The 23,588-nt window shown below is 46.4% G+C and carries 19 protein-coding genes; 10 read left to right on the top strand and 9 right to left on the bottom strand.

The features are described from left to right. Positions 1 to 302: 302 nt before the first annotated feature. Both QUA83_RS25765 and QUA83_RS25760 read left to right on the top strand, forming a co-directional pair. Positions 303 to 806, top strand: coding sequence for a hypothetical protein (locus QUA83_RS25765; RefSeq protein ID WP_333296777.1), 504 nt, complete (start codon positions 303 to 305; stop codon positions 804 to 806). A 33-nt stretch (positions 807 to 839) separates the two neighbouring features. Then, the gene (locus QUA83_RS25760) at positions 840 to 1,370 is read left to right on the top strand and encodes a hypothetical protein (RefSeq protein ID WP_333296776.1); all 531 of its coding nucleotides are present in this window, start codon (positions 840 to 842) and stop codon (positions 1,368 to 1,370) included. A 166-nt stretch (positions 1,371 to 1,536) separates the two neighbouring features. Here QUA83_RS25760 and QUA83_RS25755 read toward each other — a convergent pair whose 3' ends face one another. Together QUA83_RS25755 and lpdA are read right to left on the bottom strand one after the other, a co-directional pair. After that, entirely contained in the window at positions 1,537 to 1,824 is a 288-nt protein-coding gene (locus QUA83_RS25755; protein ID WP_333296774.1) for a hypothetical protein, read from the bottom strand. A gap of 149 nt (positions 1,825 to 1,973) precedes the next feature. Then, positions 1,974 to 3,410 carry a dihydrolipoyl dehydrogenase gene (lpdA, locus tag QUA83_RS25750; RefSeq protein WP_333296773.1) on the bottom strand — a complete coding sequence of 479 codons (1,437 nt, stop codon included), beginning with the start codon at positions 3,408 to 3,410 and terminating at the stop codon, positions 1,974 to 1,976. 439 nt (positions 3,411 to 3,849) lie between these two features. On the opposite strand from lpdA, the gene QUA83_RS25745 reads away from it, so the two are divergent. Then, positions 3,850 to 4,128 carry a hypothetical protein gene (locus QUA83_RS25745; RefSeq protein WP_333171805.1) on the top strand — a complete coding sequence of 93 codons (279 nt, stop codon included), beginning with the start codon at positions 3,850 to 3,852 and terminating at the stop codon, positions 4,126 to 4,128. Between the two features lie 446 nt (positions 4,129 to 4,574). Here the strand turns inward: QUA83_RS25745 and QUA83_RS25740 are convergent, their stop codons facing one another. The 5 genes from QUA83_RS25740 to QUA83_RS25720 all read right to left on the bottom strand — a co-directional run bounded on the left by QUA83_RS25740 (position 4,575) and on the right by QUA83_RS25720 (position 11,651). Next, entirely contained in the window at positions 4,575 to 6,860 is a 2,286-nt protein-coding gene (locus QUA83_RS25740) for a lipopolysaccharide biosynthesis (RefSeq protein WP_333296772.1), read from the bottom strand. Positions 6,861 to 7,040: 180 nt separating this feature from the next. Beyond that, positions 7,041 to 8,618, bottom strand: a complete 1,578-nt coding sequence (locus tag QUA83_RS25735) for a polysaccharide biosynthesis/export family protein (protein ID WP_333296771.1) — start codon at positions 8,616 to 8,618, stop codon at positions 7,041 to 7,043. Between the two features lie 128 nt (positions 8,619 to 8,746). Further along, entirely contained in the window at positions 8,747 to 9,466 is a 720-nt protein-coding gene (locus tag QUA83_RS25730) for a cyanoexosortase B system-associated protein (RefSeq protein ID WP_333296770.1), read from the bottom strand. Next, positions 9,466 to 10,341: a cyanoexosortase B gene (gene crtB, locus QUA83_RS25725; RefSeq protein ID WP_333296769.1), complete on the bottom strand. Its 876-nt coding sequence runs from the start codon at positions 10,339 to 10,341 to the stop codon at positions 9,466 to 9,468. The genes QUA83_RS25730 and crtB overlap by 1 nt, the downstream gene beginning before the upstream one ends. Positions 10,342 to 10,490: 149 nt before the next feature. Further along, a complete protein-coding gene (locus QUA83_RS25720; RefSeq protein ID WP_333296768.1) occupies positions 10,491 to 11,651 on the bottom strand; it encodes a DegT/DnrJ/EryC1/StrS family aminotransferase in 1,161 nt (386 codons plus the stop codon). Between the two features lie 189 nt (positions 11,652 to 11,840). Here QUA83_RS25720 and QUA83_RS25715 point away from each other — a divergent pair, with 189 nt between their 5' ends. The 5 genes from QUA83_RS25715 (at position 11,841) to QUA83_RS25695 (ending at position 15,267) form a co-directional block, all read left to right on the top strand. Beyond that, positions 11,841 to 12,878 carry an NADP(H)-dependent aldo-keto reductase gene (locus tag QUA83_RS25715; RefSeq protein WP_333296767.1) on the top strand — a complete coding sequence of 346 codons (1,038 nt, stop codon included), beginning with the start codon at positions 11,841 to 11,843 and terminating at the stop codon, positions 12,876 to 12,878. 192 nt (positions 12,879 to 13,070) lie between these two features. Further along, a complete protein-coding gene (locus tag QUA83_RS25710) occupies positions 13,071 to 13,202 on the top strand; it encodes a hypothetical protein (RefSeq protein ID WP_333296765.1) in 132 nt (43 codons plus the stop codon). Positions 13,203 to 13,790: 588 nt separating this feature from the next. Then, positions 13,791 to 14,138: a hypothetical protein gene (locus QUA83_RS25705; RefSeq protein ID WP_333296764.1), complete on the top strand. Its 348-nt coding sequence runs from the start codon at positions 13,791 to 13,793 to the stop codon at positions 14,136 to 14,138. Between the two features lie 87 nt (positions 14,139 to 14,225). Beyond that, positions 14,226 to 14,906, top strand: a complete 681-nt coding sequence (locus QUA83_RS25700; RefSeq protein WP_333296763.1) for a DUF433 domain-containing protein — start codon at positions 14,226 to 14,228, stop codon at positions 14,904 to 14,906. After that, the gene (locus QUA83_RS25695; protein WP_333296761.1) at positions 14,890 to 15,267 is read left to right on the top strand and encodes a type II toxin-antitoxin system PemK/MazF family toxin; all 378 of its coding nucleotides are present in this window, start codon (positions 14,890 to 14,892) and stop codon (positions 15,265 to 15,267) included. Before QUA83_RS25700 ends, QUA83_RS25695 begins: the two co-directional genes overlap by 17 nt. A gap of 72 nt (positions 15,268 to 15,339) precedes the next feature. Here the strand turns inward: QUA83_RS25695 and uvrB are convergent, their stop codons facing one another. Next, entirely contained in the window at positions 15,340 to 17,352 is a 2,013-nt protein-coding gene (gene uvrB, locus QUA83_RS25690) for an excinuclease ABC subunit UvrB (RefSeq protein ID WP_333141535.1), read from the bottom strand. Positions 17,353 to 17,536: 184 nt separating this feature from the next. Here uvrB and QUA83_RS25685 point away from each other — a divergent pair, with 184 nt between their 5' ends. Continuing rightward, positions 17,537 to 18,019 carry a hypothetical protein gene (locus QUA83_RS25685; RefSeq protein ID WP_333296760.1) on the top strand — a complete coding sequence of 161 codons (483 nt, stop codon included), beginning with the start codon at positions 17,537 to 17,539 and terminating at the stop codon, positions 18,017 to 18,019. Between the two features lie 297 nt (positions 18,020 to 18,316). After that, complete coding sequence (locus QUA83_RS25680) at positions 18,317 to 19,009, top strand: histidine phosphatase family protein (protein WP_333296758.1); 693 nt, start codon at positions 18,317 to 18,319, stop codon at positions 19,007 to 19,009. An 809-nt stretch (positions 19,010 to 19,818) separates the two neighbouring features. Here QUA83_RS25680 and urtA read toward each other — a convergent pair. Continuing rightward, on the bottom strand, positions 19,819 to 22,746 hold the full coding sequence (gene urtA / locus QUA83_RS25675) for an urea ABC transporter substrate-binding protein (protein WP_333296756.1): 2,928 nt from the start codon (positions 22,744 to 22,746) through the stop codon (positions 19,819 to 19,821). Positions 22,747 to 23,588: the final 842 nt, after the last annotated feature.

Below are 23,588 nucleotides of genomic sequence, written 5' to 3'. Positions count from 1 at the left end.
TTTTTTGTGCGTTAGCCTTACTTAATTCAGTTTACCCTCTCCGGGGACTGGAAGAGTTTATTTCTTGGATGTCCCTTGAACGTCCATAGGTCGGGTTAATGCTGGGGTTTTGCCTATTATATCCTACTCGCTCCGACTTTTTCCGACCCGATTGAGTTTGTCCAGCTTTTTCTGGCGTGGGTAAATGGCAAATGATATAAAAGTGCCTACTTTATCCGACTTTTTCCGACTGGACAAGACTGAGATTTTATAGTCACAATCATATTTAAGAGGCACTATTATAGCTTTCCCATAGGTAAAAAATGACTACACAAGCATTATCCCTCCCCCAAGCAAACTTAGAAATGGTTCTCTGGCAAGTAGATGCCGATTCAATGAGTAGTACCGATTTGTATGTCTGGTTAAATGATCTCGGCTTGCCCCACGAAGTCACCATCAGATTGCACGAGTTGGCTACCTACACGAAAAAATCTGGTAACAAAGTTTTGGCTGTAGGGAAAATTATTCTGCTCAAAATTATCGAGTTTGTCAAAGCACATCCTAATTTAGCTACGGGCATTGCTCTAGGAGTTGCTGTGGGACTATTGGTACGTTCAGTACCAGTTATCGGCCCAGTGTTAGCGCCATTGGCAGCAGTGCTAGGTATAACTGTGGGTGCGATCGCTGGACATAGACTAGATCAAGGCTACCGTCAAGTAGATGGCATAGTTGGAGTAACACAAGACTTTATTCAAATCGCCCAATTGTTTTTTCAACTACTGATTGATGTTTTCAATGCAGTTTTTCGCAACGTTATCACTGCTTAAATAAGAAAATTTGAAAAAATCACAAGGCTTAAGATGTCAGGAAATAAAAACCTAACTAAGGAGCAAATCCTTAAAGCGATCGAGCAATTGGAAAAAAATCCAGATGATAAACTCGGAATTTTAGCTGATGTTGGGATTGGCGTGGTAGGTGCTGGTGCTGCTGCTGGTGCTGTTGCGGCTTTCGGCGGTCAAGCCATATTTTTTGGGCTAATAGCGGTTGCACCCCCAGTAGGATTGGTTGTTGGCGCTGCTGCATTAGGTGCAGTAGCTCTCGTTGGAGCAAAGAGGATCTTTGATGGCACTTTCAACGAAGGGAAACAAAAAGAAATGCTCGAACAGTTAAAAGAACAGCTAAGAGAGGTTGAAGCAAAAGAAAGAGCATCTAAGGTTAGAGACAGTGACAAGACAAAATTTATCGTTTCCTTGAAAGAACCAGTTAGGCTTAATCTCATTACCCCTCAAAGGGCTCAGGATTTAATGAGGGCTGTCGAAAGTGGTCAAATACCTATCACAGAGGCAATTAAGATGGTTCAGGCTATAGTTGAAGCAGCTAAACCCCAGTAGTCTTTTAAATCCACGACCTGAGAATGCTAAGCATAGGCTATGTTGTTCTGGTATTTCTGATAATTGACTTAGCTGCTAAAAGAGCGATCGCCCTTCTATTGTTGAGGTGCGATCGCTCTTTTTTTGAGTATCACTAATTCTGTTTCTCCAACACCATAGGGAATTTTTACCGCTTTGACAACCATTCATCAGAGAAGCTATAGCCAGTAGGAGAAAATCGGAGTGGGATATTTGGTATAACGATATAATCCCGATCGCCCTCCAATCCTTTATCACAAATATGAGCATTAACGATAAACTTAAGAACATATTGATAGAAATGCGATCGCACTTCGAGCAACTCTACGGCGATCGCCTCACCCAAAGGGTACTCTACGGTTCCCATCTCAATAAGCCTTTGACGGGCGGGCAGGATGCCCACCCACAAAAAACTTACTCTTTGTGGAACAGGCATCTTGCCTGTTCTGGAGAATGCTAAAAGATGCAATTGCGAGCACTTTCATCTCCTTTAACTTGCTCTACCACCGCCCTAAAACAGAATACTGAAATCCCCGACTTATTGAAGAAGTCGGGGATATAAAACAATAAAACTGCCCCTACAGATTAATGACTACCCGCTCCAGCCGCCCGTTTAAATGCCTCATCCAACACTTCCGAAAGCGTGGGGTGAGTGTGAACTCGGAATGCTAAAGTGTTCACAGAATCGCGCTGGGCGATCGCATTTGCCGCCTCCTGAATCAAATCCGCAGCGTGCAAACCGAAAATGTGAACTCCCAACAACTCCCCAGTATCTTTCCGGTAAATCACCTTAGCCATACCGTCGGTTTCACCCTCCGCAATAGCCTTAGAATTTCCCTTAAAATAACTCTTGACAGAACCGACATCAAACCCTTCTGTTTTTCCTAACTCTTTGGCCGCAGGTTCAGTCATCCCCACATAGCTAATTTCCGGGTGAGTAAACGCCGCCGCCGGGATACTCAAATAGTCAACTTCGCGGGCACGACCACAAATATTTTCTACTGCGGCAATTCCCTGAGCAGACGCAGAATGCGCTAACATCATTTTGCCATTAACATCGCCGATCGCCCACAAATTTTGCACCGGTTCTCCCGCCACCAAAACCTGCATCTTATCGTTAACTGGGATATAACCGCGCATCGTTTCTACGCCAACAGTTTCTAATCCCAAATTCTTGCTCACCGGAACCCGACCAGTTGCTACCAAACAAGCGTCAACTTCCAAAACTTCGACAACTTCCTTAGTTTTGAAATCAGCTAATTCAATAATGACCGGCGAACCTGGAATAATCTTCTTAGCCAACAATCCAACTTTTGTTTCAATATCGCGGGGTGCAATTAACACTCGTTCTGCCAACTTAGCAATATCCGGGTCAAAAGTCGGCATCAATTGATCTAGAGCTTCAATCATCGTAATTTCGCAGCCCAGGGCTGTGTAAATATCCGAAAACTCCAAACCGATATAACCGCTGCCAATAATTGCGATCCACTTCGGCAGCGATTCCAACCTGACAGCATCATCGCTGGTAAATACAGTTTTGCCGTCAATTTCGATGCCGGGGGGGACGAAGGGAACCGAACCGGGAGCGAGAATAATATCCTTGGCGGTAATAGTTTTCTCGCCTTTATCGGTTTCGACGGTAATTTTTTGAGCACTGGCAATTTTGCCCCAACCTTGGATGACATCCACGTTCAAACGTTTGAGGCTGTTGGTCAAGTCGCCGCGAAGTTTGCTAACAATAGTATTAGCGTGATTGGCGATCGCCCCGCGATCGAAATCCACACTGCCCAATTGAATTCCCAAAGTCTTTAGGTGGTGGGCATTCCGCAAATCTCGCACTCGCCCGGAAGCCGCCAACAGCGCCTTCGAGGGAATGCAGCCGCGGTTGACGCAAGTCCCGCCCATGTCGCCCGCTTCGATAATTGCCACTTTCAGCCCGCAGCTAACCGCGTGTATGGCCGCGCCGTGTCCGCCCACGCCAGCGCCGATAATTGCTAAATCGTAATCAAATCCCTGAGTCACCTTAAAATCTCCTAATGCCTTTGAAATCTTAGGACTCAAGCAAAAAACACCGTCTCTCCGTCCTTTGGGGGTGGCGCGTTGCCATCGCAACCCTTGAACAGCGGTAATAGTTGCATAAGTCCTGTCTCCTTATTCTCGACTAGACTAGGGTTAATTAGACAACGAAAGAGCCGTAACTGAGATTTTTTCAGGGTCAATGATTTTGAGCTGGGTCTGCACCAAGTCTCAAATCACTCAGTAGGCGGGTGTAGAGTTAAATATAGTTTGAAGGCTGACAATGCCCGCTACAGGTTTTATAGGGGGCAGCAAGTTCAGCAGCAGGCATTCCACCGTCCGGTTAAATTGTGTCCGCTTGCTTGTTTTAGTCGGGTTTTCATGTCTGCACGCCCTGGGGGCGGGCAGAGTTTGTTGGCAATTTTTAGAGTCTATGGAGTGGCTTATGACGGATGACGACGACCAGAAAGATTTACGCCGGGCCTCGGCTCAATCATTTTTTGAGTCCCTGGATGAATTGTTCGATTCTATAGAATCGAACAGCACTCAAGCTGCACAACCGAAATCTCCACCGCCTCCGGCTAAATCTTCGAGTCAGTCTTCGAGTTTGCCGAAGAAGACTAGACCTGCGAAAATTAATTTGTCGGATTTTGAAGATGCGATCGCCGATTTGGAACAGTTTATCCAGAGTAAACACCAGAAACGCCCGGAATCCAATCAATAGGACGATGACACATTTTCAAGTAATGACGGTTGACTGTTGACTGTTGACTGTTGACAAGTGAAAAATTTTAGATTAATGTTTACCCTCCCAGATGAATCTGTGGAGTCAATTTTTAATGTCAAATTCGGTAGCAGAGGAATCATTCATCTCTCTGTTCTCTGACTCTATGTCCTCTGCGGTTTAATCAGGCCAAAGCAACCAGAATTGATATCAATCTCAAATCTCAAATCTAATAGCATAGAAATGATTCATCTCTCTGTTCTCTGACTCTGTGATCTCTGTGTCCTCTGCGGTTTAATCATTCCAAAGCAACCAGAGTTTATATCAATTCCAAATCTAAAATCGACGGGCTGTTAACGGTGCTTTCGGCTTAACCTGCTTAGGTTGCACCTACAAAACATTCACATTTGTTTGAGGATTGCTTGACAAGAATCAAGCCAGATAAATCATCTCAATTTACTATTAATAGCCTTGTTTTTAGGCTTTGAGTGCTGCGGTAATTGGTTCGATCGCACTTCGATCGCGCGATCGCCGATCGCACTCACAGGCAACTCCAATTCATCAATATCAAGATCATTGCGGAACTTCACCGGAATATCAGCACCGTTAATAATCGCTCCCAACAGCCGCGGCCCTGATTTATGCGACTCGTCCTCCTCAGATTCCAGCAACTGATCCGCAGCCTCAGACAACATACTAGACAAAGTGTAACCAGGCCGCGCCACCAAAATTATACCGTCCGTGTACGGTTCCAGAGTCAGCGCGTCGTTGCACTCGCTCAAAGCCGGAGAATCCACAACCACAAAATCAAAGCGGTTGCGAACATCCTCAAACAATCTCCGCATTTCGCTGGATTCTAGTACGGCGGAGGCTTGCCGCAAAAAGCCGGGACTCGGCACAACGTATAAGTTCTCTACCTCTGGAACCAAAAGAACGCACTCGCTAATATTGCCGTAATAGTGCAAAGGTTCCACAGTCGCCAAAGGATCAGCAGCAATTTTCAAAGATTCAACGTTAGAAGGCGATCGCAAATCTGCTTCAATTAGCAAAGTCCGTTTACCCGATCGAGCCGATGCAATTGCCAAATTGTAAGCACTAAAACTTTTCCCCTCCAAAGGCGCCGCCGAAGTCAGCAATACCACCTTCACAGGTTTGTTCCCGATCCGGCGCAAATTAGTACGCAAGCGCTCGTAAAATTCCAAATATGGAGAATTTGCCTCCAGGGCGAGCGGCATTATTTCATCGCCGTAGGAATCAAACACCGTCACTTCAGGCAAAACTCCCAGTATCGGCACCTCTTTTTCCACCAAAGCCGCCCGCACTTCTTCCCAACTGTAAAACTTGCCGTTGAGCATCCCCAACAAAAATATCAACCCGCCGCCCAGCAGCAATCCCACAAATCCGCCCACCGCCAGCATCACGGGCAAACCTCTCTTGTTTGACTCAACGTCATCAGTTTGCGGCAATTGGGCTATTCTCAAACTCCCCGTTGTCTCAGCTACCGCCGCCTCAGCATCTACCAAAGCCGACAGCATCTTGTCGTAGAGAGCTTTTTTGAACGCCACTTGCTGGGCCAAACGGGCTTGTTCTAACTGCTTGTTGGGGATTGTGGCGTGTTCCCGACGCAATTCTTGTTCAGTTTTCTCGATGCCTTGGAGTTGCTGTTGCACCGTATCCCGCTGCGTTTGCAAAGCAATCAAAGTTTGAGCTAACTGCTGTCTGGCCTGATCTAAAGAAGAGTCTACCCGAATTCGAGCGGCACTTCTGAGCGGAGCCGCCACCCCGTTACCGCCGAGTACCTCTGATTGCCGCTGCTGCAACTGCTGCTCAAAAGCTTGTTTTTGTTTGACCAATTCTACAATTTTCGGGTGTTCCTCCTGCAAGTCGCTGCGGAGAATTTTGAGCTGAGATTCGATCGAAAACAATTGCACTCGCAGTTGGGCAATAATGGGATCGGCAGAGAGTGCTTGAGCGACGTAAGCTTGCTCCACATTCAATCCCAAGCGATCCTGCAAACTGTTAATTTGAGCTTCTATTCCTCCCAACTGCACGCGGAGTTGCCGCTGCTGCTGTTGGCTGCTGGTAATCGCTAGCGGCAAAGCACCGCTCTGAGCAGCTAAAATTGAAGTTCCTTCTCGTTTTTCGTAGGCTTCAAGTTTTGCTTCCGTCTCTCTAAGTTCCTGAGTTACTTTCGGCAAACGCTTGTTAATTTGGGCGATCGTCTCACGCAGTCTAGAAGTATTAAGAGTTTTGCTGCGAACCACCATTTCGTTCATCAGCGCATCTAGTACCACTTCTGCTTTTTGGCGATCGGCATTTTTGTACAATACTTGAATCAAAGCGCTGGGGTCATTATTCTTACTTGGCATCTTTATCTGCACGTCTTTCCCCAGCTTTTCAGCCAAAGCTTGTATTTTTTCTTTCGCTTCTTTTTTGTTTAATTTTTCTTCGGGTTTGATGAGTTTTTGTGCTGCAGCTTCAACCACCCTTTTATCCAGCAGCATATCTTTAGTTATTTCTTGTCCTTCCTGTTGAATTTTAGTAGTAGTCGATGAAAAAATCACGCTCGGTCTGTCGTAGGCCAGCGTACCTATTGCAAGATAAACTGGCGCCGCCTTTGGCTGCAGGGCCACTACTCCGGACACGCCCACAGTCACCGCGAGAGTAGCCAGTCCCACCCACTTGTATTGGTCGAAAGCAATTAAATAACGTTTAACAACGGATAAAGTCATGACGATTTTAGATTTTAGATTTTAGATTTTAGATTGCTAATTGTTAACGATAACTAATGATTTTTGACTAATTCTACAAATCCCCCAAAAACCTTAGAACTTTCGGTCTGCGAGCTAAACCCATATCGCATAAGTCATTCCCCATGTCAAATCGAAAATCGAAAATCGAAAATAGTATGACTACCTATCATTACGTGATGGGCCGAACAAATCTGTTACCCCATTTCTCAACTGCTCAAAGAACAGAATAAATCCCAAAGTATCGCGAAATGGTCGAGTAAAAGTGTTGAGTACATAACCAATGCGCTCTACCAAATTCCTTCCAATCACAATCACATCATTATCTTCGAGCATCGGGTTCTGAGAAACATTGCCCTCCAAAGCAGCTTTAGCATCTATCGAACGGTTGATTGCTCTACCTTGCTTTTCGTCGAACCGAATCAGGGCTATTTTCCGCAAGTCAGCAAGATTAACAGGCAAGTTGTTGAGAGCATCCAAAAACCGGCTGCCATTTTCAACGTAGAACGAGGTCAAACCACCACTAGCGTAACTCAAAACTCGAACGTAGATCCTGGGCTTAATCAAAGTAGACCGCGAAACCAGAGCTTTGTCGTAGTCTAGGTTTTTGGTACTAGCGTCCAATTCCGGGATGACAATCACATCTCCCGATGCCAAAGGAAAATCGAACAAATCGTTACCGTTTGCTAGGGGAGTGTAGAGGTCGATTGGTTCCTCCACCGACGAGCCGTCCATCAGCGTCCGCCGCACTCGCACCTCCCGCAAATCGGCTTTTCCCGTGACTCCCCCCGCAGTCACCAAAGCAGCCGAAATTCGACCAGAACCCGCCGGAAGCGTGTAAAAACCCGGTTTGCTGACTTCTCCGGTGACAGTGACTTGGACGGGGACAGCAGCAGCAGCGAGGCTGTACCTGGATGCTAAATCTTGATCGGATTTGCGATCGGGCGTAACCTGTTTATACGGTACGACGATCGCATCTCCATCTTCCAAACGCAAATCCGGCGGCGCAATACCAGTTTGCAACGGTGTCAAAATATCAACAACTTGCTCCGCCACAGCACCTCCCGGCAGAGTCCGCCGCACACGCACCGCCCGCAGTTCCGCCGTAGGATTAGTCCCAGCAGCAGCAGCCAGAGCCGCAGGAAGCTGGGGGGTTTGCAGCGGATAAAAACCCGGTCTCGCCACTTCCCCCGTCACCGTCACCACTACGGGGCGCTGAACCAGCAAAGCAGCCGAGACTTGAGGATTTTTGATAAATTGGCCAAAGCGCTCCCGGAGGCGCTGCTGTGATTCTTCGACAGTAAGACCACGCACATTTACTGTTCCGATTAGTGGCAGTACAATTACCCCTTCAGGGCTGATTGCACCTGCAAAACCTAGTTCTGGGAAGCGCTGAACTTGAACAGAAATCTGGTCTCCCGGGCCCAGGCGGTAGGGCCGATTCCGAAAAGCTGGGTTAATATCCCGGTTGAAATTTGCAGGCGGCGGTGGCGGTACACGCAATGGCGGTGGCGCCACGAGTCGCTCGTCTCTTGGAACAACAGATTGAGCTAAAGCCGTTTCCGAAAAATTATTGCTATTAAAACCCCAGAATATAGCAGCAAAAGATAGAGTCCAAGCAGTTGAATGCAGGCCTGCCAAGGAAAAAGCGAGACAATTTTTAATTGTGGATTTTTGCCGCATTTTCAGAGGATTTAAAAAAGTAATATTTTGAATGATGACCTGATTTGTAAGTTTCATCTAAATATAGCGCCGAGAAAAAACAATAAGATATTTTCGGGCGGGTTGAACCTGAATATTGACTAGGAAGCAGTTGATTTTGGCAAAACTCGCCCACGCCCTAAGCCCATTTATTTGCACCTACCTGCTTACTGAAACCGAAAAGTTTCTGTAATTAATTTAGCCTGGACACTTTCGGCAAGAGATTCCAGCAATGGTTGAGCTATCTTAATCTCGCCCTGCGGTTGAATGGGAAGGATGATACTGACAGCAACCCAAGAGGCGCGGCGGTTCGAGAGTCTAGCAATGCTGTCTTCCCAAAACCAGCGACTGGTTGCTGGAGAACCCCCGTTAGGCCAAGCGTACCACTGCACGACAGCAAAAGTTTGTTGGGGAGTCCAGCTTCGGAAAAACCTCGCCTCGACAGTAGGCGGTGGCTGGCCGGGTATTGGTGCTAATTTAACTGTAAACCTCAAAGTGCGATGAGAATCCGTTTGCCACCGATGAAATCCATCGATATCTAGCCATTCTACTTGGGGCTGGTTTTTGGGGTAATTTTGAGGCAACAGCAATAAAATGGCAATTGTTTGATCCTTTTTAATTTCTTCAACTAACCATCTGTGAGCGCCAATTTGGACGTTATTCTGAACGCCTATAACTTGCCACCCAGGAATTTTTATCCCGTTTTGGCGCACACTTCTTAATTGCTTGAGGTTGGCAAGGGTTGGCGGGTTTGTCCAAGGCCACCTTCCCGTCGAGTAGCCGGGAATTGCTACTGCCCCAACTAATACCAGCAAAAACACCAGTACCATAATTTTAGATAATTGATACCGCCGCAGTAGTTTCTGTGCTGAAATCATCTGTTTCATTAATTGCCAGACTGACTTGGGAAATACTTTTCCATCCCGTTGAGGAGAAGTACCAATAACCCTAGTATACAAGCAGAATACAAATCGCCGCCCCATCCGGCGTGCAGCCAAGTAAAAAGCGCCTCTCTGTCGGTTCCGTGAAAGTAAGTTAGCAAAGTATTGCGAAATATGTTGGAAGTGATGCTAATAATGGATGTAATCACTAAAAACAAAAGGCTTTTTTGGCGAGAGTTCCAAACTCCCGTCCAATCCAGCAGAATTAAGCTGACGTAAAGACTGGTAAACAGCATTTTTAAGCCGGCACAGTGTGGAGCAACTTCTACAATGCGCTCGTTTACGTACAGATAAATTTCTTCCACTCTCACGTTGATACCAACCTTAATTAATATCCAGCCTGATGCTTCAGCAATGAATTGCTGTAAGGGCAAGGCGTAGGGTTCTATGAGGTAAGGAATGTGGTTTGGCGAGGCCAGAAATACGAACAAAAGCGGCATCGCCTGCAATTTAAAGCCGGGAATTCCTTTTAAAGATAAGCAAATGCTGGCCAGCATTATGGGAAGGGATAAATTTACTAAATCGCTCAAGCGACTCAGATAAAAAAGCGTGGCTAGTACCAGCAAAAAGCCTCCCAAAGGATGCGGTGAATCGGGCAAGCTGCGCCAGCACTTTCGGTTCATCCAAGCAATATAAGCTGCGTAGGGCAAACCAATTAGTCCGTGGCTGAAATATTCGTGTTCGAGGCTGATGCTTTTGTTCAACCAGCCGTCGTACCAGTGTACTAGCAGGGGGGCGTACAGCAGCACTAGGAGCAGCGTGATACCTTCCCCCAGGAGGTATCGCTTGAAAACAATGCGAATTTTGCGCTGGATGTGCATGGTTTGAGAAGTTTTGAGATTGCCGCGCTGGAGTTGTAACGCTTTGTGGTTTTGAACTGTGAGTTAAAGATTGGTTAATTCCCCACAAAAACGCTTTGAAAACCGCACCCTACTGCTTGAATCACCTGCAGCATAAGTTTGATGAACAATTAGCAATTCAATGATAGTACGATCGCGCGAACAACTTGCTCGATCTGAGTATTGCTCAATCCCGGATACATTGGCAATGATAAAATTTGTTGGCACAGGGTTTCTGCGTGGGGGAAGTCGCCCGGATTGCCTAAGTTTTGGTAGGCGGGTTGCAGGTGACAAGGTACGGGATAGTGTATGCCTGTTTGAATGCCGTGTTGGGCGAGTTTTTCCTGAAGGGTGTTGCGGTCGATCCTCTTCGAGGGCTTCGCTAACGAGCTTTCCTCAGTAATTTTGATAACATAGAGGTGATAAATGTGACCGCTGCTGCTGTGGTTGGCGATCGGTACAATGCCTTTGTGTTTCAATGGTTCTAGTAGAGTATCGTAGTGTTGGGCGGCGGCGGTGCGATCGCGATTCCATTTTTCTAAGTAAGGCAATTTAACATTGAGCACGGCTGCTTGCAAATTGTCGAGGCGGCTGTTGGTACCGATTTCTGTGTGCAAATATTTGCTGGGTGCTCCGTAATTGCGGAGAGTTCGCATTTTGTCTGCGAGCTGTGCATCGTTAGTAATTAACATCCCGCCGTCGCCAAAAGCACCGAGGTTTTTGCTGGGATAAAAGCTGAATGCTGCTGCTTTTCCAATGGAACCCGCGCGGTATCCTTCTCTTTCGGCTAAGTGCGCTTGGGCGGCATCTTCAAATATGATTAAATTGTGGCGGTTTGCAAAATCTAAAAGCTGCCGGGGCGATACCATTTGACCGTAGAGGTGTACGGGGATAATTGCTTTGGTTTTCGAGGTAACTGCTGTTGCGGCTGCTGTGAGGTCAATCAGGGCGGTTTCCGGGTCACAATCTACCAGAATAGGTATAGCTTTGGCTTGGAGGACGGCGATCGCGGTGGCAATAAAAGTGTTAGCGGGTATGATAATTTCGTCGCCCGGATTAATGCCGCAAGCTTGGAGTCCCAGAGCGATCGCATCAGTTCCGCAAGCCACTCCTACGCCGTATTTTACTCCCGAAGCTGCTGCAAATGCTGTTTCAAATTCTGTCAGTGCTTGACCTAAAATAAAATCTCCTTGCTCGATAATTTTCCCAATAGTTTCTGTTATTTGAGATTGGATTGGTTGGTGTTGCAGGGAGAGGTTGACAAATGGAATTTTTGGCGGGCGACTACTCATACATCAGACGAATACGAATTATTTATATTAACATTTAAGTGCGGATATCTTTTAAAAGTTTTTAACCGCAGAGGTCGCAGAGAGCGCAGAGGAAGAGAGGAGAAAGCCTCGCGCACTTTTCTGGAGTTGTCAATTAAATCAAGGTTTTTCTGTAATATAGAATCAGATATTTTTCCAGTAATCAAACTCATGGAATACAAAAAACTGGGCGACAGCGATTTATCAGTATCTGAAATCTGTTTGGGTACGATGACTTATGGCCAGCAGAACACCGTTGCAGAAGCGGCGCAACAGCTCGATTTTGCGATCGATAAAGGAATCAACTTTATCGATACGGCAGAAATGTATCCTGTCCCTGGAAAGGCGGAAACTCAGGGAAAAACAGAGGAATATATCGGGGAATGGTTGGCGAAACAGCAGCGGGATAAAGTCATTATAGCGACTAAAGTGGCGGGCAGAAGCACTCGATTAAAGTGGATTCGGGAAGGGAAAAATCAGATCGATCGCCCAAATGTCAAAAAAGCCCTGAATGACAGCCTGAAGCGCTTGCAAACTGACTACATCGACCTCTATCAGATCCACTGGCCAGACCGCTACGTGCCCTTATTTGGCGCGCCGGATTACGACATCGCCCAAGAACACGAAACCGTACCGATTTTGGAACAGTTAGAGGTATTTGCTGACTTGATTAAAGCTGGGAAAATCCGCTATTTGGGTTTGAGTAACGAGACGCCTTGGGGAGTTTGCGAGTTTTGTGCCTTGGCGGAAAAACACGATTTGCCGAAAGTTGTTTCGATTCAGAATGCTTTCAGTTTGAGCAATCGGACGTTTCACCTAAATTTAGCAGAAACTTGCCGTTTTAAGAATGTGGGATTTATGGCTTACAGTCCTTTGGGGTTTGGGCTGTTAACGGGTAAATACTTGAATGGAATTCCCGAAAATTCTAGGTTGGCTTTATTCGCGGGATTTGGTCAGCGTTACGATAAAACTAATCTGAACGATGCGGTGAAAGCGTATGTTGAGATTGCGGGGAAACACGGGATAAGTCCGGCGCAGATGGCTTTGGCGTATGTGCGATCGCGCTGGTTTGTAACTAGCACTATTATCGGTGCAACAAGTCTCGAACAGTTGGAGGAAAATATCGGTAGTTTGGAGGTGAATTTGGATAAGCATATCATAGCGGAAATCGATGCGGTGCACGCTAAGTATCCTAATCCGACACCGTAAGATATCTCGGCGGTTGAAACCGCTTCTTGTCACACAAAGTCCGCCTGCGCGGACTAACAGATAGAGGGTAAATTTAACCCGGATTAGATATTAGTAGGTTGGGTTGAGGTCACGAACCCTACGTTTCACTTCGCCCAACTTACCACTGGTTGGGAAAAGCTTTTTGAATTCGATCGCACTCACGTATTAGATGTGCTCAGAGGTTTTCTTCAGGAAGTGATGCAGCTAGCTGTAGATAAAGGTTACATCACGCTGGAAGAGAAGGATGAGTTTATTAGTCCGGCTTTGGCTAGCAGTACCGATGCTGCGGTATTAAGCAAGTAGTTGGTTTTGGTGGTGTTTTGGGCGATCGGTCTTTTTTTTATATTTCTGAAACCCTTGCCCTATCTGCCCGCAATCACTTCACTCAGGTTTCAATTCTTAATAGAGATTTAGGTTGATTGTGGCTTCCATTTTACCCATAGCGCGGTAGACTGCGCTATTCAAGCGTATTAGATTAAAGCGGCATCGGATGTCGGCAAATTGAGGTTGAGTTGGCATCTACTTTACCCATAGCCCCGTATATGCGGTTATTCAAGCGTATTAGATTAAATCGCCATCGAATGTCTGCAATCGGATGTTTAAATCTCCTTAATAAAGAAAACAAACGGTCTTATTGCTTGCTTGACAAGTGACCGCACGAATGTTAAATTCTTAAAATACAAGCTCAAACAAAACTTCCTCACATTCCCAAGTGTAAGAAAGACAACGCTTTAATGGCTTGTAGTTTTTGCAATAGCAAATCATATCTGATACGGAAAAGGCCCGCCTGAAGTAACGATTCAGACAGAGGCCTTGCTTTAGCTAGCAAACTCACGGTGGTTTGACATCTCAACTTCAGACCACCACAAGTTAACGTAACTTTTGAAATATATGTCCCATAATTATACTCCACAATGCGAGTCGTTGTACACCTACCTTCAGCGGACTAAGAAAACCCTCTCTGTTTTGGCGGAGTCGAACCGCGCTTTGGCGAAGTCGAACCGCGCTTTGGCGGAGTGGAACCGCAGTCTGCTTGAGGAAAACGAAGCAAAGGATGAAACTATCAAAGCTCAGGATAAAACTATCCAATCCTTTGAGCAAAAAGTCCTTGAACAGCAACAAGAAATAGATGACTTGAGGCGCGAACGTGATTGGCAGCCAAATCACTGGGATAACGATGGTTCATCAAACGCAGATTGTCACGATCGCGAATCAGCCCAAAGGCTAGGAATCTGGTAAAAAGTACGATCGCCCTTCCCATCCAAAAAATAGGACAATGGTAAAGGGCGATCGCACTTCACCCTAAAATCTTTCTCAACTAAACCCATGAGTACAATTCGCTTACAACTAGCCGAATACTTGAAATGTCGAGGTTTCACCCCCGAAAACTTAGTCGAAGCTGTGGGCGAAACACTCAATCCTGAAACCGTATACCAACTGATCGCAAAAGCCGAAAACCTCAACCACCTAGACTTATCAGTTCTAGCCGCCATTATAGATGGCTTGAGCAAACTCAATGGTTTTCCCGTTGGCATCGGAGAAGTGCTAATATTTTTTCCTGACATTTCCGAGGAAGCATTGGCAAAATCGCCTTGGCGTCAACTTTACCTCGTCGATAATGAAATTCCCCCCTATGATTGGGGAGATGTAGACCCCCTCGAAGGCACAAAGCCTGTGCGTTTTATTCCGGGAGTTGGCATAGTAATTCTGGACAATGAAATTGCAACGAATACCAAAGAAGATATCCAGCAATTTACTAGAATTACCTGCGATTCAGAATTCATGGGGGGAAAACCTTGCATTCGCAACTTACCGATAACTGTTGAAACTATCATCTCAATGATGGCGTCTCACTATTCGACAGCAGAAATACGCCAAACTTATCCAGAACTTGAAGAAGCAGACTTTAAAGAAGTTATCGCCTATGCTAAATGGCGGATTCAAGAAACAAACCCGATCGACATTAGCAATAAAACCCTAGAGAAAATTTGTGAGTCAGCTACCTAATTTTTTGCAGGTGAGGGCTGTAGTGCTAGTTAACTTCCCGGCTCAAATTCCCCCCGGTCGCGAACAGGAAAACACTCGACCTGGGGTAATTGTAGCTTTGCCAAATGTCACAGGGATAACGCGGTTTTCGTTGGTAATAGTCGTTCCCTTGACGACACAACAAGGAGATTGGGCGGCACGAAACTCAACGCTATATCCGCAGCTTCAGGCTGGAATGGGAAACATACGCTATGACTCTACAGTGTTGCTGGATCAAATACGTGCTGTGGACATAAAGCGTGTTTTGGGCTACCGAGGAGATTTAACCGCACAAGAGTATCAGCCGATCGCCAATGGACTAAAAGCCATGTTTGGCTTTTAAATTCTCCCTTCATCAGCGTTTATCTGCGTGCATCTGCGGTTAAAAATCCCCCTCAATTCCCTGCCAAAAAGCTTAATGTCCCAATAGCTTATCCCGCAAATGCTTAATCCGATCGCGCAATTTACCCGCCTCCTCAAACTCCAACTTCTTAGCCGCCGCCTTCATCTGCGCTTCCAACCGCCCGATTAACTGAGGAATCTCATCCAAAGATAACTCGTTTACCTGTTCGTAAACCTCCTCCAACTGCTGAGAATTCAGCTTGCGCGACACATCCAAAAATGCCAAAATCGCATTACTCGATCGCTTTTTCGCGATCGGCTGCGGCGTAATCCCGTGCATCTTATTGTACGCTAGCTGAATCCCCCGGCGCCGATCCGTTTCGTCGATCGCCTTAACCATACTATCCGTCAAATTATCCGCGTACAAAATAGCCTGTCCCTGAACGTGCCGCGCCGCCCTTCCAATCGTTTGAATCAACGAACGTCCCGATCGCAAAAACCCCTCTTTATCCGCATCCAAAATTACCACCAGCGAAACTTCCGGCAAATCCAAACCTTCCCGCAGCAAGTTAACACCAATCAATACATCAAACTTACCATCCTGCAAATCTTGGATAATTTCGATGCGTTGAATCGACTGGATTTCCGAGTGCAAATACCGCACTCTAATTCCCCTTTCCTGCAAATATTCGGTTAAATCTTCCGCCATCCGCTTGGTTAAAGTCGTCACCAAAACTCGCTCGTCCCGACTTACTCTCTCCTTAATTTCCCCCAACAAATCATCAATTTGTCCTTCTGTCGGGCGCACAAAAATTGTCGGATCTATTACTCCGGTAGGGCGAATTACTTGCTCTGCAACTCTGCCTTCGGATATTTCCATTTCCCAATCCCCAGGCGTAGCTGAAACAAAGATGCACTGATTCTCTTTTGCCCAGAATTCCTCTGCTTTTAAAGGCCGGTTATCAGCCGCGCTGGGCAAGCGGAAACCGTGTTCTATCAATACTTTTTTGCGCGCTTGGTCCCCGTTGTACATTCCCCGAATTTGCGGCACTGTGACGTGAGATTCATCTATCACCAACATCCAATCTTTCGGGAAATAATCAATCAAACATTCTGGCGGTTCCCCCGCATTTCTCCCTGCTAAATGCCGCGAATAATTCTCGACTCCGTTGCAGTAACCTACCTCGCGCAGCATTTCCAAATCGTAGCGCGTCCGCTGTTCCAACCGCTGAGCTTCTAATAGTTTACCCTCTTTTTCAAATTCTGCCAGTCGGTCTTCTAATTCGAGTTCTATCCCTTGGCAAGCAGCCTCTAATTTATCTTCTGCCGTGACAAAGTGGCGCGCTGGATAGATATTTAAAGCCGTTGAACTTTGCAGGATTTTACCTGTTACGGGGTCAACGTAGCGAATGGCATCGATTTCGTCGCCGAAGAATTCAACCCGAATAATTCTATCTTCGTAAGCGGGGCCAATTTCCAAAACATCGCCTTTGACGCGAAATTTGCCTCTGCCTAAATCTATATCGTTGCGGCTGTATTGGACGTTAACTAAATCTCGCAAAACTTGCCGCTGGTTGACTTCCATTCCTACTCGCAAAGGAATAGCCGCTTTCAGGTATTCTGCGGGCATTCCCAAACCGTAGATGCAGCTAATTGAAGCAACTACAATTACGTCGCGGCGTTCAAAGAGCGATCGCGTGGCGGAGTGCCGCAACATATCGATCTCGTCGTTAATTGCTGCCGTTTTCTCAATGAAAGTATCGGTGACGGCGATGTATGCTTCAGGTTGGTAGTAGTCGTAATAACTGACAAAGTATTCGACTGCATTGTTCGGGAAAAAATTTCGCAGTTCGTTACACAGTTGGGCTGCCAGGGTTTTGTTGTGTGCTAGGACTAAGGTGGGTCTGCCAACTTTTTCAATCACCGAGGCAATGGAGAAGGTTTTGCCCGTACCTGTGGCGCCGAGTAAGGTTTGAAATCGATCCCCAGCTTCGATGCCTTTGACAAGTTGCTCGATCGCTAGCGGTTGGTCGCCTGTGGGCTGGAAGGGCGCTTGCAATTGAAAAGATGCTGCCGCAGTTACCATAGGAAAATGTAGCTATTACCCATAAATCTTAACAAAAATGCAGAGATTCTGCAATTTCGTTAAAAAAATAGTTAGACTTTGTAATATTATTTTAATCATCGGCCGAAATAGCAAGCAGAAAGCCAAAAAAAGCAGTTGTCCGCACCCAGCAATCAACGTCCCAAAATAAGCGAGGAAAAGAATTATGGATACCAGCAGTACAGGTACAGGCAAAAGCAAAGCGATCGCCCGCCGCGGCAAAGGCAGTTCCAAAAGCCAAGCGACAGAACCCACGGATGCCAAGGCAACAGGAATTCAACTTTATCGGCCTCAACTCCTGCATGACAACCGTCCCGTCGGCCCAGACGATTTTACCATCAGCGAGACCGTCTCGATATCGGGGAACCGCCCGATCGGCGCCAGCACTCTGCACATCAGCGAAACCTACGGCATTGTAGCCAATCGCCCGGTCGAATCCAGCGACTTTGAAGTGGTTGCGACAATGGGCAACCGCCCGATCGGCTCCAGCGCCATGCAAGTCAGTGAAATGTTCAGTATGTCCGGTGCTCGCCCTATTGCAATCAGCACTCTTCACATTGATGAAGTTTACTCCACAATGGGAGGAAACCGCCCCATTGCCTCAAACGAAATTGACGATAGCTCGACATTAATGGGCTTCTTAGATTAATTAGTCATTGGTCATTAGTTATTAGTTTTTTTGCTGTTAACTAATGACTAATTAAACTTTTTTAGAGAAGTTTTTGACGAAGGCGATCGAGCAATTGAATCGTCTAAAGTGATTTATTTAACCATGCCCATTTTAACAATCGGCGTTGCTGATTTATGGTATAAACAACTCAATCTGCAAAAAATGAAACAAGCGCGTCAGAACATCTTCGGAATTTCCCACTTATCTATTTTCATCCCGTGATTCAGCAACACCCTAGAAGTGATTTTTACCCTAAATGAGAGGGAATATCAAACCGTGTCTATTTGGATTATTCGTCATGGTCAAAGTCAATCCAATGCAGGGTTGGCAACTATTGGGCCCCATGAAAATGCCTTAAGTGAATTGGGCGATCGACAATCAAGATGTATTCCAACCGCCGTTACACAAACTCCAGACTTGATTGTAACTTCACCTTATCTGAGAACACAACTCACTGCTCAACCATTGATTGAACAATTTCCACATACACCCGTTGAGGTTTGGCAAGTTCAGGAATTTACCTATCTGGGCCTACAGTTCGATCAACCAACCACAATCCTGGATCGCAAACCTTTGAGCAAAGCTTACTGGGACCGCTGCGACCCTGAATATGTCGATGGAGCCAACGCCGAATCGTTGGTTCAACTGATGGAACGAGTCCGAACTACCCTAAACCAGTTGCAACAACAATCCGGTTTTGTAGTTGTCTTTTCACATGGATTTTTTATCAAAGCCATGCTGTGGCAGATTTTGGCTAACCCAACGGTAATTGATGCCGTTGCCATGACTCGGCTTTTGGGATTTTCGCGAGGATTTCCAGTACCGAATGCGTCAATTTTGCAGATGGAATTTGATTCAGGTGGGATAGCTCATTGGAGTTCCTTCATCACCAATCATCTGCCATCGGATCTAGAATCTGCAGCACCCGATGCAACTGTGGCGAGTGATGCAGGCGATCAACCCTCGTAACCTACTTTCACTGGAACAATGCCCCAACCAACACCACAGTGGCGTTGCTAATTTATGGTATGAACGACTCAATCTGCAAAAAATGAAACAAGCCTGTCATATCAATTCCGGTTGCACCGGAATTATTGTTGACTGTTGACTGTTGACGGGCGGGTCGAAAAACTGAATGATTGAGTGTTAACTGTTGACTCGATTTTATTATTCCGATGCAACCGGAAACGATATCAGAACATCTTCCGAATTACCAAGTTATCTATTTTCATACCGTGATTCCGCTACGCCTAACAATCCTTTCGCCATTGTTAAATAGCTCCACTGGGTCAGGAAAAGCACGAGCGAAAAAGCGCTGCAAATCTCTCTTCCTAATGTGGTCACAGGTTAGCCCAAGAATTTGAACTCGCTGCCAAAGCGAACTACTCAATCCACAAAATCTCACTTTTGAGTTACAAAAACAGTATCTGAGCCGTTGGCAGGAGAGCGATTAAATATTTTAATATTTTTGGTGATTGATAATAGTTATAGCAGAAGACCTTCCGCACAAAACTATCTAAGCAAGAATTTCAACAATTAATAACGTCCTCAGCGTCTTCGCAGTTGATATAACTGTTAATAGTTCACAACATTTAACCGTTCATCTTTGACATTTCAGAGAGCAAGGGCTAAGGACTACGGATATTGTTTGCGGTTGCATCGGTATTATTTAAATGTCTAAAAAGTCAGTGCTTCCGAAAGCAGAATTTGAGTCAACAGCCACCAGTTAACAGTCAACCATATCTTGCTCGTCCAACCAGAATAGATATGACTAATAACTACTTCCCCAGACCCTGATATTTACTCAATAAAGCAGCAAAGCGCTTGTAATCCACAGGCTTCCTCACATACTCCGCCACTCCCAATTCCAAACCATGATTTTGGTCGTCCAAAAAAGTTATCATAATCACTGGAATATCAACCAAATCTCGATCGGCTTTCAATGCCGACAGCACCGCCCAGCCGTCCATACTTGGCATCATCACGTCCAGAATAATCGCGTCCGGCAGCAACTCCTTAGCCAACAGAAGCCCCCCTTGACCGCTAGCCGACGATCGCACCCGAAATCCCTGTTTCGACAAGCAGCGGGTCATCAAATCCCGCGCGTCTGGATCGTCGTCAATCACCAGCACCGTAGCAGCATCCGGCAGATCCAGCGGTTGCGATCGCACTTCTTTTTGCTTCTCTTCAGTCGCCACTACACTCGTTTCTAACTCCTGGCAATACTTCGGCTGCATTTCTGGGATTTCTCGATCGGGCGCAACTTCCTTCGGGTTTTTAACCACCACCGGCAACCGGATCGTAAAACTAGAACCGCAATCAAACTCGCTCTCAACCGTAATGTCCCCGCCCATCATCTGGCAAAACTTCCGGCTAATTGTCAGCCCCAAACCGGTGCCGCCGTATTTGCGGGTAGTAGAATCGTCTGCTTGGGTGAAAGCTCCGAACAGCCTCGACACCTGATCCTCAGTCATGCCAATGCCGGTATCGCTGACTTGAAACACGATCAAAGGCTGTTGACAGCGAGAAGGATCTGCCGAGAGTTCTTCCGAATTGTCGATCGGCAAAACCTTCCCTTCTTCCTTCCAAACATTAATCGTAATTTTGCCTTGATCGGTAAACTTAGCAGCATTGCTCGCCAAATTTAATAGCGCTTGCCGCAGCTTCGACGAATCGGAGTAGATCGTGCCAATATTGCGATCGCAATTGACGATCAAAGTATTGCCATTTTTCCCTAGCATTGGTTGAACAGTAGTGACAACCTCCTCGATCAAATTCCACACCTCAAAAGTCTCCAAAAAAAGAGTCACCTTTCCGGCTTCAATTTTAGAAATATCCAGGATGTCACTAATAATGGTGAGCAACTGCTTGCCTGCCATATTAATGCTTGCCAAATCCATCACAAACTCTTCTTCGCCGAGTTCCAGAGCCTCTTCTTGCAGCAGCTCGCTGTAGCCGATAATCGCATTCAAAGGCGTCCGCAACTCGTGAGTCATATTTGCTAAAAAAGTGCTTTTCGCCCGGTTGGCAGCTTCGGCAGCATTCTTAGCGACTTCCAATTCCCCCGATCGTTCCTCTAGCTGCCGCTGCCGCACCTCCAAACCGTTGAGCAAACTGCTAATTTGCTGAGCCATTGTATTGAGAGTAGAAGATAGCACCCCGATCGCGTCATTAGAAACCACAGGCGATCGAGCCGTCAAATCACCGCTAGCCATCTGTTCGGCAGTTTCCCGCAGCAAGCCGAGATTCCGAATAATTGCCGACACCGACACAAAACCCACTATCCCCGCGATCAAACTCAAAACCAAAGCCCCCATCAGCCAGTGCTGAGTGCGGCTCGCCACAAAGAGAGTTTGCTGCACCAGCACCGCCATTGCTGCCTCAGAAACCGCAGCCGCCGGATGTGAGGCAGCCTCTATTGTCAGCAAATAGTTCTTCATCTCCACAGTACCCATCCACCCGACTCCCACCGCCATCCAAGTTATCAGTACCAAGATGACAAACAGCCCACTCAAAGACGCCCGAGTTCCCAGAGAAATCCCCCTCGTAGCAAGTGCCGCCGCCCAAGGATAGCCCTTGAGAAAAGGATCTGGCGGAACCGGTGCGCCGGAATTCCAAATCTCCTCAATTTGACCGTCCACCCTCACCTTGCCAATCCGCACTGTTTTCCAGATATGCTGCGTTTGGCCATCTATTTTTACCTTGCCCGAAGGCGCTGCAAACTCAATATTTTTAGCAGCCGCCCTGACTTTAACCACATCTGTCGAACCAGCTTTTTCTACTGCATGCTTCCATAGATAAACACCCAAATAAGCCGCTTCGATCGGGTCATCCGTGACTCGATTTTCCCCGTATCGGGCTTTATAAGCCTTGACAAATTTACGATTTTCCGGTGTATCCACCGTTTGAAAATAGTTCCATACCACCAAATGTCCAGCAATATTGGACGGCCCGATCGCCCGCACTTCCTCTTCTGCTACGCTGACCGACATCACCGGCAAATCCTCGGGTTTCACGCCAGCTTCCCGCAACTTTTGGAAAAAAGCCACATTGCTGTCGCCGTTGAGAGTGTTGAGAATAGCATCTGGTTTCACTGCTAAGATATGTGCGATCGCCTCCCCCACTTCCCTCGATCCCAACGGCAGATACACTTCCCCCGCTAACTCTCCCCCGACTGCCGCCAGTTGAGCTTTCACAATCAGATTTGCCGTGCGGGGAAAGATATAATCCGAACCCAACAGGAAAATTTTCCGCCTCCCCTGTGCCAGCAAGTAATTCACCCCCGGCACAATCTGTTGGTTCGGGGCAGCACCAGTGTAGAAAATATTCGGACACTGTTCTAGCCCTTCATACTGAACCGGATAGAACAGCAACCCTTGGCCATGCTCGAAAGCCGGCTGTACAGCTTTGCGGCTCGCCGAAGTCCAACAGCCAAATACCACCACCACCTGCGCTTCTAGGAGCAATTGCTTAGCTTTTTGAGCAAAAGTCTGTAAATCGCTGCCTCCATCTTCTATAACCGCTTCCAAGGGGCGTCCAAGCACCCCTCCCGCCGCATTAATTTCCTCAACAGCCAACAGCGTCGCATCTTTAACAGAAATTTCGCTGATGGACATCGTGCCCGTCAGCGAATGCAACACGCCTATTTTGATCGGCTCACGAGTCGAGCCGGCTGCTTCGAGGGGGTTACTGCTCCTTGCTCCCATAGGGTTTTAGATAATTTTTACCGAAAAATGGGGTTTAAAGCCCCGCACTTAAGTGCGGCTTTTATCTAGGACTTTCCTTGATAAAAAGTGCTGAGGTTTGATATAATCATACCATGATAGCTAAGAGAAGCAAAGCTAAAAAATAGAACGAGAGACCAATACTGTACACTTGATGAAGCCATCCGAACAGGCGAGTTCATTAGAAACAAAGCTGTCAGATTTTGGAGGGACAACGCAGATGTTAGTAAGGCCATCTTGTACGAACTCTGCAAAGATATTGCCTGCATAGCGCTTTCGCGAAAAAGCTCAAGTCAGCCGCCCGTCAAGCCAGTGCGGAACGCACTTGGGCTTCTATATCTAGCTTCTATAGCCGCTGTAAAAAAGGCGAGAAAAGGAAGGGTTATCCCAAATTCAAAAAGCATTGTCGCTCTGTAGAGTACAAGGTGTCAGGCTGGAAACTAAGCTGTTGCACATTTAAACAGTGATACAAGCATTACCCTTATTTTTGATTTTTCGCTCCAATTTAATTATTAATTGTCCTTATTTTAAGAGGCTCTGCCATAAATTCTCTAGCTCTTCAATTGATGTAAATAGCCTCTGGAAAACATATTATTTAGTGGAAAGAAATACCAATTAAATTAAGTTATAGTCGGGGCTGTATTCGGGGACAAATTATAAATTAAGATTAGGCATTTCTGTTTGATTTTGTTTCAGGTACTCTTCTTTATTATGAAAACTAGCATTATCAAAAAAAATAACTATTTTGGTATCCGCTCAATAAATCGGGGTAACAGTAAAAAAAGAAGGTTAACAATCTAGGCACAGCATGGTAGAATATGACA

Source organism: Microcoleus sp. K1-B1, assembly GCF_036704705.1.
GTDB lineage: Bacteria > Cyanobacteriota > Cyanobacteriia > Cyanobacteriales > Microcoleaceae > Microcoleus.
Note: the sequence above shows the minus strand (reverse complement) of the source record. Positions and strands in the feature narration are given on the sequence as shown.